Here is a 13741-nt window from a genome sequence, read left to right as displayed (position 1 = left end):
TTATAATTGCTGTTCTTGCAGTGGCTTATAGCTCACTGCAAGGCCGGTATCGTAGCGTAAATCAATTGCATCTATCTGTGCATCAGCACGTTTTTCTATACGTGAATAAACGTCTATAAAACGTTGTACACGTTTGGCTTTATCTTTGCGTCCTAAATTTAAACGCACACCGTTATCTAACCAAAGTTGCCACGAAAACCGCTCAGATAGCGCAAGGCTAGTGAGCGTTAATGCATTGACTTTGAGCATTTCATCAAACTGTTTAAACGCTACCCATGCTTCTTTTTCACTGCCCTCTGGCCCATATAGTTGGGGTAAAGTGACACTTAATTTATCACTTTTTGCTTCAAACGCGTCACCGCTTTGATTAATCAGCAAGTCACTATTCCAGTGAGCAACTGCTTGATGTTCTACCACGTAAACTTGAATGGTATCAGGCCATTGCTTTCTTACCGATACCGTTGCAACCCAAGGCAGCTCTTGTACTAAATGCTGAACTTGCTTTACGTTTAGCTCAAAAAAACTACTTAAATCTGCTTTTTTTATTGCCGCTGTTATTGCTTTTTCATCGGTGTACTTAGGGTTCCCCAGCACCGTTAAATGCTTAATTTGTGCATCTTTATTTTCAACTAACCAGTGCGAAACCCCACTGGTTATTTCAATTAACCCTATCACCACGGCTAGAAAAAAACTCACTCCAAAAATCAGCGACCAGTTAAGTTGCTGTTTTAGTTGCTGCGCTTTCTCTAAAAAGGGATGCATATTAAAGGGTTTGCTCCAAAATGCGAACAACTAATTGCTCAAAACTTGCCCCGTTGGCTTTTGCTGCCATTGGCACCAATGATTTTTCTGTCATGCCTGGTACGGTATTCACTTCTAGTAAGTAAAAATGTCCTTGTTCATCTTGCATCGCATCGACTCGTCCCCAGCCACTTGCACCCACTAAATCAAACGCATCAAGCGCCATCGCTTGTAATTTTTGAGTATCCGATGGTGATAAATCAGCAGGGCAATGATATTGCGTACTATTTGACTGATATTTAGCTTGGTAGTCATAAAATCCGTTTGGGGTGCTCATTTCAATCACAGGTTGTACTTCATCACCCAAGACCGTAATGGTAAATTCACGACCCGTGATCCACTGCTCTACCAATACTTGGCTGTCGAACTTAAATGCATTAGTTAGCGCATCTTCAAGTTCTTCTGCAGAGCTTGCTTGCGCCATACCGATACTGGAGCCCTCGTGCGATGGCTTAACCATTACCTTTTTAAATTGCGCCATAATAGCATTGGCATCAAAGCCTTTTTTAGCATCAACCACAGCGTACGGTGCAGTGCTTAAACCTGCCGATTTAAACAAATGCTTACAACGAATTTTATCCATTGCCAGTGCCGAACCCAGAACATTACTGCCGGTATACGGCAGGTTCATAAATTCTAAAGCACCTTGTACCGTGCCGTCTTCACCACCACGCCCATGTAAAGCAATAAAAACGCGATCAACGTTTAACGACTTTAATTCCCATAACGAACGATTTTGTGGATCAAACGCTATCGCATCAATGCCAACGTCTAACAGCGCATTTAATACCGCTTGACCAGATTTTAATGACACGTCACGCTCTGCTGAATTTCCACCTAGCAGCACCGCCACTTTACCAAACTGGGAATTTACCTGTGTCATACTTCACCTTGCTTTAATTTTTCTATCGACATATTCGTGGCTGCTAAATTTTTAACAAGCTGACCTATGTTACCCGCACCTTGTGTGAGCACTAGGTCGTTATTTTGTAGGCAGTTGGCAAGTACGCCCGCAAGCTCTGAGCTTGAGGCTACATGTAATGGCTCTTTGCCACGCTGGCGCAAACTACGGCATAAACTTTTACTATCGGCGCCAACAATCGGCTCTTCGCCAGCACTGTAAACATCGAGTAATAAAAGCTGATCAACCTCAGCCAATACCTTAACAAAATCTTCGTATAAATCGCGAGTACGCGTATAACGGTGCGGCTGATACACCATCACTAAACGCTTATCAGGCCAGCCTTCCCGTGCTGCGGTGATAGTAGCGGCCACTTCTGACGGGTGATGACCATAGTCATCAACAAGCATCACGCTGCCGCGTTCATTTTCAAATTCACCGTAGTGCTGAAAACGACGGCCAATACCTTCAAAAGTATCTAAAGCCGCTAAAATTGCATGATTCGCAATATTTTGATCTTTAGCCACGGCAATCGCTGCGGTTGCATTAAGGGCATTATGTTTACCCGGCATATTCAGCTTGGCGGTTAAACTCTCACCTTGTTTATTAGTCACCGTAAATTGGCATGTGTTCGCTGTTTGGCTAAAGTCACTCATTCGATAATCAGCCTCGTGTGACTCACCGTAAGTGATCACCGGACGACCAAAACGGGGGATCAATTCAGCAGCAACGTCTGAATCAATACACACCACCGCTAACCCGTAAAACGGCAGGTTATGAATGAATTCAACATAAGTATCTTTCATTTTTTCTAAACTACCGCCGTAGGTTTCCATGTGATCTTCTTCAATATTAGTGATCACCGACACCATAGGCTGTAAGTGCAAAAATGAGGCATCGCTTTCATCTGCTTCGGCGATTAAAAAGTCACTTTTACCTACCTTAGCATTGCTGCCAGCACTGTTAAGCAAACCACCAATAATAAAGGTTGGATCGAGCCCGGCTTGTGCATAAATGCTCGCAATTAAGCTGGTTGTGGTCGTTTTACCATGGGTGCCCGCAATGGCGATACCGTGGCGAAAGCGCATCAGTTCAGCTAACATTTCTGCACGACGAACCACCGGAATACGCGCAGCTTGCGCGGCTTGAATTTCAGGATTTGTTTTATCTATTGCACTTGAAACCACCACCACATTGGCGTCTTTTACGTTATTTTCATGATGGCCAATAAATACTTCAGCACCGGCTTTAATTAAACGCTCAGTCATTGCGCTGTGAGCTATATCTGAACCGGTAATACGGTAACCTTCAAAAGCAAGTACTTCTGCAATGCCACCCATGCCTGCACCGCCAATCCCTACAAAGTGAATAGTTTCAATGCGGCGCATCGCTGGGCGTGTATATTTTTCTTTTGCTAATGTTTGTTTCACTTATGTTCTCTTATTTGTTACTTGCTCACAGTGCATCGCTACGCTTGCTGTGGCATCTAAAATAGCTTGCTGTTTTGCTTTGCCTGCCATTTTAGTTATTAATAAAGGTTCGGCTAAATAGGGGCTTAAAAGTTCAACAATACTGCGCTGATTAAATTGCCCTTGTGGCATTAATAACGCCCCTTCTGCCATTACTAAATACTGTGCATTGGCTGTTTGATGGTCATCAACCGCGTGTGGAAACGGCACAAATACCGCCATTTTACCCGCTGCGGCAATTTCACTTACCGTAAGCGCACCCGCACGACAAATCACAATATCTGCCCAGCTATAAGCGGTATCCATATCATCAATAAATTCAGCAACGGTCACTTGCTCATTGCCCATTTGTTGCTGCTGGTAACTTTCACTTACACTAGCAAGGTGCCCTTTACCGGTTTGATGCCAAATATTAATGGCACAAGTATCATTTAAGCGCTTAAATGCTTCAGGTAGTGTTTGGTTAAGTACTTGCGCACCTAACGAACCACCCACCACTAAAATATTTATAGGGCTGTTTACTTCGCGCTTAGGTATATCAACCACGCTCTGGCGTACAGGATTACCTACCAGCTCTGCTTTGCCATTGGCAAAAGCACTGGGGAAAGCCGCTAACACGCGATTAGCACATTTAGCCAACCACCTATTACTCATGCCTGCTACGGCATTTTGTTCGTGAATCACCAAAGGAATACCCAGGCTTTTTGCCGCAATACCTGTTGGGCCAGTTACATACCCCCCCATTGCTAAAACGACATCAGGGCGTTGTTGTTTTAATACCTTACGCGCCTGCAATATTGCATTAATAACCATGAATGGCGCTTTAATAAGGCGTTTTAAACCATTCCCTCGCACGCCTTTTACGTCAATAAAATCAATTTCTATGTTGTGCTTGGGCACGACACTGGCTTCCATTCTATCTGGGGTACCTATCCAGCTAACTTGCCAACCTTGCTGTTTGAGATAATCAGCAACGGCAATCCCTGGAAAAATATGTCCACCTGTGCCCCCTGCTACAACGACTATTTTTTTACTCATCGCTTAGCTCCACCTGACGTGGCTTGTTTCGTTGCCATCTTGGTCTCAAAATCTACACGCAATAAAATACCGGTTGCTATGGTCATCATTAATAAACTTGAGCCACCATAAGAAATAAACGGCAAGGTTAATCCTTTGGTTGGTAAAATACCGGCACTGGCGCCCACATTCACCATAGTTTGAAACGCAAACCAAATACCAATTGCTAAGGCTAAGTAGCCTTCATATTCTTTGCCGTTTTTAAGCGCGTTTTGGCCAATGAGTAAAGCTCTAAATACTAAAGTACCCAGTACCATTAAAATGCTCAGCACCCCCATAAAACCTAACTCTTCAGCAATAACAGCAAAAATAAAGTCGGTGTGCGCTTCTGGTAAATATTGTAATTTTTGTACGCTGTTTCCTAGGCCTTGGCCAAACCAATCACCTTGGCTGTAAGCCATTAGTGATTGCACTAATTGATAGCCTTTGCCAAAAGGGTCATCCCAAGGTTCTAAAAAGCCAACCACACGGGCCATACGATATGGCTCTAACACAATAAGCCCAACCACTAGCGCAATACCGGTTAAAATAAGTGCAAAAAACTGCCAAAGCTTGGCACCGGCTAAAAACAACAAACCAACCGTAGTAACAAACATCACCACCACAGTCCCTAAATCGGGCTGCATTAAAATAAGTGCTGCATAAACTGCAAATACCGCTATGGGTTTAGCAAAGCCTTTTATGTTTTCTTGAACTTCATTGCGCTTACGTACTAAGTAGCCTGCGATATAACTAAAGAAGAACAACTTAGCGAGCTCCGAGGCTTGAATATTAAACGGTCCTACGGGTATCCAGCGGGTCGAACCATTGACTTCACGTCCTACAATAAGTACCACTAATAACAGTACTAAACCGATTAGTAATAAATAGGGGTTAGCTTTTTTCCACCACGACATAGGTACTTGAGTACTAATGCAAAATAAACAAAACGATAGCCCTAAAAAAATGCCATGGCGGATAGTAAAATGATAAATATTACCAAACAGTCTATCGGCTGTCGGCATTGAGGCACTGGTTACCATCACAAAGCCCACACCAATCAGCATTAGCATGCAATAAAGCAGTGGCACATCATAAAGCTGCGCTGAAGGTTTAGGGGTGAGAGCCTCTTTAATATCCGCAAAAGCAATCATGACTGCCCCTGCAATACACATTGCACAAAATCATCGCCGCGTTGCATATAATTGTTATACATATCAATGCTGGCACAGGCAGGTGCGAGTAAAACGGTATCGCCCGATTTACTTAATTGCTTTGCAAGCGCCACAGCCTCAGACATATTATTGGTTAAATGACCTTTAGCAGTTAGTGCCACTAACTCTTTTGCATCTTTACCAAAGCAAATGAGGGCTTTAACGTGTTGCTCAACATAAGGTTTAAGTGCCTCTAAATCCGCGCCTTTGGCATCACCACCAGCAATAACCACTAAGTTTTGTTGTTCACCCGCTAAACTATCAATAGCGGCAATTGTTGCGCCTACATTGGTGGCTTTAGAATCATTAAAATACTTAACGCTATTAAACTCACCCACAAACTGGCAACGATGTGCCAAGCCATTAAATTGAGCTAACGCAGTTTTATAATGCGCTTTAGTTATTTCAAACGGACTGAGTAACGCCATTACTGCCAGTGTATTTAAATAATTATGCTTACCCACAACGGCTAAGGTACTTACTGGCAAATAAGCTTCGCCCTTTACCATAAAGTGCGCTTCGTTATTATGCTGTGCTAAGTGGTAATCACCTTGTGTTTCTCCAAAACTAACTTGTGGTGCTAACGTGCGACTCACTGGGTGGGTTTGTCTATCGTCAGCATTAATAACTAAAAGTTCAGCGCCGTTATAAATACTTAACTTTGAATCTATATAAGCTTGATAGCTATCATAGCGATCGAGATGATCTTCTGAAATATTAAGCACAGTTGCACTGCTGGCTTTTAAGCTGTCAGTGGTATCAAGCTGAAAACTCGACAGCTCCAGTACAAACACATCAAAATCACCGTCAAGTAAATCCAGTACAGCTGTGCCAATGTTGCCACCGAGTGCCACCTTATAACCTGCGGTTTTTAATACTTCGTAGGCAAGTGTTACTACGGTTGATTTACCATTAGAGCCGGTTACAGCAACGACTGGTTTGCTATTAATGCGCGCAAATAACTCAACATCACCAATCACTTCAACGCCTGCGTTAATTGCCTTAACAATTGCTGGTGTTTTTAAGCTCAGCCCAGGACTAATAATAATCATATCGCAAGCACTGAGCGCTGCATTTTCTAGGTCACCAAAGTGAGTTTTTAATTGAGGTGCGTGCTGATTGAGCCAATCAACACCTGGCGGATTCTCTCTGCTATCGACCACATAAGGCTGTATTGATTGAGATAATAAAAAACGCACAATGCCCAGACCGGTTACACCGAGTCCGAGCACTGTTATGTGTTTATTTTTTATCTCGTTTAAATACTGCATTTATCGGATCTTTAATGTCGCAAGGCCAGCGAGTACCAGCACAATAGAAATTATCCAAAAGCGCACAATAACGCGTGGCTCCGGCCAACCTTTAAGTTCGTAATGGTGATGAATAGGCGCCATTCTAAAAATGCGTTGCCCACGTAATTTGTAAGAGCCAACTTGTAAAATTACCGATAGCGCTTCCATTACAAACACGCCCCCCATAATAATCAGTAACAGCTCTTGGCGAACAAGTACGGCAATAATCCCCAATGCACCACCCAGTGCTAATGAGCCTACATCGCCCATAAATACTTGCGCCGGATACGTGTTAAACCATAAAAAACCTAACCCAGCCCCTACAATAGCGGTACATACCACAACCAACTCACTCGCCAGTGGTAAATGCGGAATATGCAAATAAGCCGAAAAATTAATATTACCCGTTAAGTAAGCAATAATGGCCAGTGCTGCAGCTACTAAAATAGTAGGTACAATGGCTAAACCGTCTAGACCGTCGGTTAAATTAACCGCGTTTGACGTGCCCACCAACGCAAAGTAGGTGATCACGATATAAAACAGCCCCAGCTGTGGCAGTACATCTTTAAAAAATGGCACAACAAGAGATGTTTCTGTCGCTTGTGTGCTGCTCATGTAAAGCGCAGTGGCTACAACCAGTGCAATTACCGATTGCCAAAAGTATTTCCACTTTGCAATAAGTCCTTTTGGATCTTTGCGGATCACCTTACGGTAATCATCAATAAAGCCCACAATACCTAATGAGCCAATTACAAATAAAGTGGCCCATACGTATTTATTAGACAAGTCTGCCCATAATAATGTGCTGGTAAAAATAGCCCCTAAAATAAGTAAGCCACCCATGGTCGGGGTACCCGATTTAGATAGGTGCGATTGCGGACCATCATCACGTACTGTTTGTCCTATTTGCATGCGTTGCAGCGCACGAATTAACTTAGGACCAAAATACAACGACATCATCAATGCGGTTAAAATACCTAAAATGGCACGCAGGGTTAAATACGAAAAAACATTAAAGCCACTATAATATTGAGTTAAATACTCAGCCAGCCAAACTAACATGATGATACTCCATTGATGGCTTGTTGCTGGCCATTAACTAAATCGGTTACTAAAAGCTCCATGCGAGAACTGCGTGATCCTTTCACGACAAGGGTAATTTTTTTATCTACTTTGCTAATGCTGTTTTGAATTTGCTGCAGCATTTGCTCACGATTAGAGAAATGGCGATTTGGCAGCCCAAATACATCACTGGCACATTTACTTAATACTCCGAGTGTAAATAACTCATCAATGCCTTGCGCTAATGCGTATTCACCGACTTCTTGATGATATTTACGGGCATCTTCGCCAAGTTCACCCATATCACCGAGTGCCAAAATACGATGACCTTGAATATCACTAAGTAAATCAATCGCAGCTTTTACCGATTTAACGTTGGCATTGTATGTATCATCAATAATGGTGAGTGAATCACTGGCTTCAATTAGGTTAACCCGTCCTTTAACTTCACCCATGGTCGCTAACGCGCTGGCAATGTCCTCAAGTGACACGTCAAACTCACTTGTTAACGCCGCAGCAATAAGCGCGTTACTAATATTGTGTTTACCTGGCAGTGCTAACTTAACCGGCACACTGTGTTGCTTGGTGCACAAAGTAAAGCTTGCGCGAGCTTGTGCATCTAGGCTGATGTCTTCAGCCCAAATATCGAGCTTTTCACTACTCGAAAAACATTTAATATTGCGCGTTGCTAACTTATCAAGCCAATATTGACTAAAGTCACTATCACAATTGACGATGGCGATGCCATCCTCTTTTAATCCGTCGTAAATTTCACCTTTTGCTTGTGCCACACCTTGCAGGCTACCAAAGCCTTCCAAGTGGGCAGCAGCAACATTACATACCACAGCTACATCCGGTTTGGTCATCGCGGTGGTGTACGCAATTTCACCTATGTGGTTAGCGCCTAATTCAATAACCGCAAAGCGATGTTGTGGCTCTAATCTGAGTAAAGTTAACGGTACGCCAATGTCGTTGTTAAAATTACCTTTAGTGGCTAATACATCCCCTTTACTTGATAAAATAGCGGCACACATTTCTTTAACTGTTGTTTTACCTACACTGCCAGTAATAGCGATAGTTTTAGGTGCAACTTGCGCCATCACTGCTGTACCAATTGTGCCTAATGCAATACGGGTATCGGCAACTACAAATTGAGCAATATCGGTATCAACAGCGTGATCGACAATCACGCCTATAGCGCCTTTTTGTTTTGCTTGTTCAATAAATTTATGGCCATCAAAATTTGGGCCCTTAAGCGCCAAAAACACTTCACCATCACACAAAGTACGGGTATCGGTGTTTATATTTATCACCTTGCGATTATCACCTTGATAATCGGTTGCTAGCACATTAGCTAGCCAATCAAAATCCATTGGGATCATGCTTGAGACCCTCTTACTGCTTTTTTTAATTGTTGTTGTACAAATTGGCGGTCGCAAAAATCGATGCGTTTATCGCCTATAATTTGATAGTCTTCATGCCCTTTACCGGCAATTAAAATAACCTCACCGGCTTTTGCGTTATCTATAGCAAATTGTATCGCGGCACCGCGATCGGCCTCTAAATGAGCGTTTTCTGGATGCTCTAATCCCGCAGCTACATCATTAATAATGTCATTAGGGTCTTCAGAGCGTGGGTTATCACTGGTAATGATCACTTTGTCTGCAAACTGCTCTGCAGCTTGTGCCATTAGTACACGCTTTCCTTTATCTCTGTCGCCGCCACAACCAAACACACAACTCACTCCACCTGGTACATGTTGCTGCAGCGCTTGTAACGCTAAAGCCAACGCATCTGGCGTATGCGCATAATCAACAACGCAAGTAGGCATACTTGGCGCTGTAAATGCTTGCATCCTGCCGGCTACCGGCTGTAAATACTCACATCCTGCTACTAACTGTGTTAATGGATAGCCTAGCGCTAATAGCGTTGCTAACGCAGCCGTTAAATTATAAAGATTAAATTCACCAAACAGCGGTGATTTTATGGCAACATCACCCCAGCTAGTAGTTAATTGCGCCGAAATACCGGTTGCCGAATAGCTAACATCTGAAAAATACACAAACTGTGCATTTTTAGGGGCTAAGTTTTTACGGCCATAACAAATAAGACTATTAAAGCTGTATTTTTCAATCCATTGCTCTGCTTGTCCGTCATCTTGATTAAGAATGACATGGTCAGCATCAAAATCACGAAACAGCATTAATTTAGCATCACCATAGCTTTGCATATCGCCATGGTAATCTAAGTGATCGCGCGACAAGTTAGTAAAAACCGCCGCTTTAAAATAGCATTGATCAACACGGTGCTGTACCAAACCATGCGATGACACTTCCATAGCAACCAATTGGTGTTGCTCATTTTTTAAGTCGCTTAAAATACGCTGTAAATCGACTGCTGAAGGCGTAGTATTTTGCAGTGGTGTTAAGTTATCTGGATGGCCGTAACCTAAGGTACCAATAATAGCGGCTTGGGTATGACAAAATTGCGCTAAATGAGCAATCATTGCTGTGGTAGTCGATTTACCATTGGTGCCCGTTACGCCAACTAAATCTAAGTGCTTGCTCGGTTGTTGATAAAATTGGCTCGCCAATACAGGCAGTTTCTTATTCAATTCTGAGACTAAATAAAGCGGCTCAAAATCACTTTCAAATTCACACAGTCTGTCGGCAATAATTGCACTGGCACCATTTTCAATTGCTTTACTAATAAAGTGCCCACCATCTAACTGGTGCCCTTTTATCGCCACAAACACATCACCTGGTTTTACATCGCGGCTATCTAAACGCAGCTCGTTTACCATTAAACGTGCTGCATCTATTTCTAAATGTTTTAAAATTGTGTGTAAATCACGCACCATCATCTTTGCCCTTCACGTATGCCACCGAGTCTTTGTCTGGGGCAACGTTTAAAATTCTTAATGAATTAGAGATTATTTCGGCAAACGCTGGACCTGCTGTTGCGCCGCCATAATAAACATCTCCACCGGGCTCGTTGATTAATACCACAACGGCTAATCGCGGGTTACTCGCAGGGGCAATGCCCGCAAAATAACCTACATATTCGTCACCATAGCCCCCTGCGGCGGCTTTTTTAGAGGTGCCTGTTTTACCAGCAGCGCGGTAACCATCCACTTTAACGCGGCGTGCGGTACCGCCTTCTTCAAATACGCTTTCCATCATATGGACAACGGCTTCAACATCTTCTTGTTGAAAGACACGCTCACCTTCAGGTATAGAATCTTGCTTTAGTACAGTAAGCGGACGATTAACCCCGCCTGCCCCTAACATGGCGTAAAAACGTGCCATTTGCGCGGTACTCACGGCAATATTGTAACCAAACGAGAGCGCTGCAATTTCATGATCTGACCAACGGCGATTAGGGTAAAATAAGCCACTACTTTCGCCTACCATGCCAGTACCACTATCACTGCCAAACCCCACTTTTTGATACAAGCCCACAAAGTACTCTTTGGGTACTGTTTGGCTTATTTTGGTTACTCCCATATTACTGGAGTATTTTAAAATTTCGCGCAGCGTCATTTCGCCATGATTACGGGTATCTTGTACTAAGCTGCCCCCTAAACGCATCCAGCCTGGGTAGGTATCAACTTTGTCATCCGGTTGGATTGTGCCGTAGTCTAATCCAGCTAAAATGGCTAGAGGCTTAACAGTTGAGCCGGGTTCAAACAAATCGGTAATAGCGCGGTTACGACGTTTATGAGGAGCCGCCCCGCTTAAGTTGTTAGGATTAAATGATGGGCTATTGACCATGGCCAAGACTTCACCGGTTTTAACATCTACTACCATGGCAGAACCTGAAGTCGCTTTATAAGTTAATACCGCTGATTTAACTGCTTTATAGGCAATGGCTTGAATTCGCTGATCAATACTTAGCTGAATGCTTTCAGGCTCTACTCGCTCGCGTTCATCAAGCACTTCAACTTCACGCCCTTGCGCATCTTTTCGAATGGTACGGCGACCTTCTTCACCGGTTAACGCATTTTCATAAAGCTTTTCTATGCCCTCAATGCCTTTACCATCAATATTGGTAAACCCAATAACATGTGCGCTTACTTCACCAGCAGGGTAATAACGTTTTGATTCATCCAATAAATGAATACCAGGTAGGCGTAAATCACCGATGTAATTAGCCACAGCGGGAGTCACTTGGCGTTTTAAATACACAAAGCGACGAGTAGGATCATCAAGTAATCGCGTGTTAATTTTACTAGGCTCAATGCGCAACACATCAGCCAATTCACGCCAGCGTAAATCATTTTTATAATACAGGGCGGTACGCTTATTTAACTCAGCAACATTTTCACGAAGCGTTTGCTGATCTTCACCGTTTTTGCGTGCTTGCCTAAGTACTTTACTCACCAGTGATTTATGCAGGGCTTTAGGATCCGCATACACGCTTACCACAGGCACACTAACGGCAAGCTCTTTACCGTTACGATCGAAAATCATCCCGCGTTGCACATGCAGTTTTTCAATCCGTACCGTACGTTTATCGCTTTCAGAGCGCGCTTTATCAGGTTCAATTACTTGCAAGTACGCAGCACGCGATACCAAGGTCACAAACACTAAAAAAATCACCGCGCACACTAAAATAAAGCGCCATGCTATTAGGTTATTGACTGGTTTTTTGCCTCGCATTCTCATTGTAATATAATTACCTGCTCATCTTGGCTGGTTGGCCGCTTCATTTCGAGTTGTGACGTTGCCACTTCTTCAATGCGCGCATGTTGTGAATAAAACTCTTCTTCCACTAAAAAATAACGCCATTCTAAATCCAATTCGTCACGCTCTTGGAGCAACGAATCTTGCTCAATTAATTGCGCTCGAGAGAGATGAGTTACTTGCACCACACTCAAGCTTGATGCGAATATCACAACCAACAAGGCCAAGGTGATCTTGTTCGCACCTAGGCCTTTAATTATTTCAAGAAATAAATTGGGTTGGCGATAGCTCGCTTTTTTACTCATCCCAACCTCTGTGCGATCCTTAGCACTGAGCTGCGAGAGCGTGGATTACGCGCCACTTCATCAGCACTTGGTTTAATAGCTTTACCCACTGCTTTTAACGTCAGATTTTTATTTATTTGTGCGTCGGTTAAAGGCAGACCTCTGGGTATCGCTTCTCCCTTACTCTGTTTTTTAATAAATTGTTTAACAATGCGATCTTCTAAAGAATGAAACGAAATAACCACTAAGCGACCACCCGGCTTAAGAACTTTAATCGCCGCTTGTAATGCCGTTTGAATTTCCTCTAATTCGCTATTGATATAAATACGAATAGCCTGAAAAGTCCGCGTTGCAGGGTGTTTAAACTTATCTTTCACCGGTACGGCTTCATCGACTAAATCAGCGAGCTGCTTAGTGGTAGTGATTGGCGTGTGTTCACGCACTTCTAAAATTTTGTGCGCAATGCGCTTACCAAATTTTTCTTCACCTAGCTTTTTGATCACATGAGTAATGTCATCTAATTCAGCCTCAGCTAACCACTGCGCTGCGCTGCGACCTGTACTTGGATCCATTCTCATATCGAGCGGACCATCTTTCATAAAGCTAAAGCCACGTGCTGCGTCATCTAGCTGCGGCGACGACACACCAATATCAAGTAAAATGCCATCAACCTGACCAATAAGATCGTTTTGCTCAGCTACCTCGTATAACTTTGAAAAACGAGAATGAGCAATTGAAAAACGTGGATCATCAGCAAATTTTTCAGCAGACTTTATCGCTTGTGGATCTTGGTCAATGGCCTGCAAACGACCGCTTTCACCTAAGCGCGCTAATATTTGCCCTGAATGTCCGCCACGTCCAAAGGTACCATCCATGTATATGCCGTCTGGCTTAATTGCAAGTGCATCTATGGTTTCGTCCATTAATACGGATACGTGTTCAAATTGCGCTGTCATTAGCTGTTATTTGCCTTTTAT

General features: G+C 43.2%; 12 protein-coding genes. All 12 read right to left on the bottom strand.

The genetic code is table 11. The annotated features are described in order from the left end of the window. From ACTRWE_RS07990 to rsmH, 12 genes are read right to left on the bottom strand one after another with little or no spacing between them, the layout of a single operon-like run. Positions 1-762, bottom strand: a complete 762-nt coding sequence (locus tag ACTRWE_RS07990; protein ID WP_138563349.1) for a cell division protein FtsQ/DivIB — start codon at positions 760-762, stop codon at positions 1-3. Position 763: 1 nt separating this feature from the next. After that, positions 764-1684, bottom strand: coding sequence for a D-alanine--D-alanine ligase (locus ACTRWE_RS07985; protein WP_138687287.1), 921 nt, complete (start codon positions 1682-1684; stop codon positions 764-766). Continuing rightward, positions 1681-3090 carry a UDP-N-acetylmuramate--L-alanine ligase gene (murC, locus tag ACTRWE_RS07980; RefSeq protein WP_216712925.1) on the bottom strand — a complete coding sequence of 470 codons (1410 nt, stop codon included), beginning with the start codon at positions 3088-3090 and terminating at the stop codon, positions 1681-1683. The genes ACTRWE_RS07985 and murC overlap by 4 nt, the downstream gene beginning before the upstream one ends. 42 nt (positions 3091-3132) lie before the next feature. Then, the gene (gene murG, locus ACTRWE_RS07975) at positions 3133-4209 is read right to left on the bottom strand and encodes an undecaprenyldiphospho-muramoylpentapeptide beta-N-acetylglucosaminyltransferase (RefSeq protein ID WP_138563345.1); all 1077 of its coding nucleotides are present in this window, start codon (positions 4207-4209) and stop codon (positions 3133-3135) included. Beyond that, a complete protein-coding gene (ftsW, locus tag ACTRWE_RS07970; RefSeq protein WP_008465286.1) occupies positions 4206-5381 on the bottom strand; it encodes a cell division protein FtsW in 1176 nt (391 codons plus the stop codon). The genes murG and ftsW overlap by 4 nt, the downstream gene beginning before the upstream one ends. Beyond that, a complete protein-coding gene (gene murD / locus ACTRWE_RS07965) occupies positions 5378-6712 on the bottom strand; it encodes a UDP-N-acetylmuramoyl-L-alanine--D-glutamate ligase (protein WP_462879787.1) in 1335 nt (444 codons plus the stop codon). The genes ftsW and murD overlap by 4 nt, the downstream gene beginning before the upstream one ends. Then, positions 6713-7795: a phospho-N-acetylmuramoyl-pentapeptide-transferase gene (mraY, locus tag ACTRWE_RS07960; protein WP_008110692.1), complete on the bottom strand. Its 1083-nt coding sequence runs from the start codon at positions 7793-7795 to the stop codon at positions 6713-6715. After that, the gene (locus tag ACTRWE_RS07955; protein ID WP_008110694.1) at positions 7789-9177 is read right to left on the bottom strand and encodes a UDP-N-acetylmuramoyl-tripeptide--D-alanyl-D-alanine ligase; all 1389 of its coding nucleotides are present in this window, start codon (positions 9175-9177) and stop codon (positions 7789-7791) included. The genes mraY and ACTRWE_RS07955 overlap by 7 nt, the downstream gene beginning before the upstream one ends. After that, positions 9174-10652: a UDP-N-acetylmuramoyl-L-alanyl-D-glutamate--2,6-diaminopimelate ligase gene (murE, locus tag ACTRWE_RS07950; protein ID WP_462879803.1), complete on the bottom strand. Its 1479-nt coding sequence runs from the start codon at positions 10650-10652 to the stop codon at positions 9174-9176. Before murE ends, ACTRWE_RS07955 begins: the two co-directional genes overlap by 4 nt. Beyond that, positions 10645-12462 (bottom strand): peptidoglycan glycosyltransferase FtsI, encoded by a 1818-nt coding sequence (locus ACTRWE_RS07945; protein WP_013464053.1) that lies wholly within the window; start codon positions 12460-12462, stop codon positions 10645-10647. The genes murE and ACTRWE_RS07945 overlap by 8 nt, the downstream gene beginning before the upstream one ends. Further along, positions 12459-12785, bottom strand: a complete 327-nt coding sequence (gene ftsL / locus ACTRWE_RS07940; RefSeq protein WP_008110697.1) for a cell division protein FtsL — start codon at positions 12783-12785, stop codon at positions 12459-12461. The genes ACTRWE_RS07945 and ftsL overlap by 4 nt, the downstream gene beginning before the upstream one ends. Next, the gene (gene rsmH / locus ACTRWE_RS07935; RefSeq protein WP_008110698.1) at positions 12782-13720 is read right to left on the bottom strand and encodes a 16S rRNA (cytosine(1402)-N(4))-methyltransferase RsmH; all 939 of its coding nucleotides are present in this window, start codon (positions 13718-13720) and stop codon (positions 12782-12784) included. The genes ftsL and rsmH overlap by 4 nt, the downstream gene beginning before the upstream one ends. Positions 13721-13741: the final 21 nt, after the last annotated feature.

The sequence above is a fragment of the Pseudoalteromonas sp. G5_S1_54_S4 genome (assembly GCF_054968565.1).
The sequence above is the reverse complement of the archived record's forward strand: the minus strand, read 5'-3'. Positions and strand labels throughout refer to the sequence as shown.

Excerpts from the sequence above, each read along its gene's own strand:
- murC (WP_216712925.1), bottom strand. The coding sequence starts at position 3,090 with ATGCGCCGCATTGAAACTATTCACTTTGTAGGGATTGGCGGTGCAGGC.
- ACTRWE_RS07945 (WP_013464053.1), bottom strand. The coding sequence starts at position 12,462 with ATGAGAATGCGAGGCAAAAAACCAGTCAATAACCTAATAGCATGGCGC.
- rsmH (WP_008110698.1), bottom strand. The coding sequence starts at position 13,720 with ATGACAGCGCAATTTGAACACGTATCCGTATTAATGGACGAAACCATA.
- ACTRWE_RS07955 (WP_008110694.1), bottom strand. The coding sequence starts at position 9,177 with ATGATCCCAATGGATTTTGATTGGCTAGCTAATGTGCTAGCAACCGAT.
- murG (WP_138563345.1), bottom strand. The coding sequence starts at position 4,209 with ATGAGTAAAAAAATAGTCGTTGTAGCAGGGGGCACAGGTGGACATATT.
- mraY (WP_008110692.1), bottom strand. The coding sequence starts at position 7,795 with ATGTTAGTTTGGCTGGCTGAGTATTTAACTCAATATTATAGTGGCTTT.
- ACTRWE_RS07985 (WP_138687287.1), bottom strand. The coding sequence starts at position 1,684 with ATGACACAGGTAAATTCCCAGTTTGGTAAAGTGGCGGTGCTGCTAGGT.
- murD (WP_462879787.1), bottom strand. The coding sequence starts at position 6,712 with ATGCAGTATTTAAACGAGATAAAAAATAAACACATAACAGTGCTCGGA.
- ACTRWE_RS07990 (WP_138563349.1), bottom strand. The coding sequence starts at position 762 with ATGCATCCCTTTTTAGAGAAAGCGCAGCAACTAAAACAGCAACTTAAC.
- ftsL (WP_008110697.1), bottom strand. The coding sequence starts at position 12,785 with ATGAGTAAAAAAGCGAGCTATCGCCAACCCAATTTATTTCTTGAAATA.
- ftsW (WP_008465286.1), bottom strand. The coding sequence starts at position 5,381 with ATGATTGCTTTTGCGGATATTAAAGAGGCTCTCACCCCTAAACCTTCA.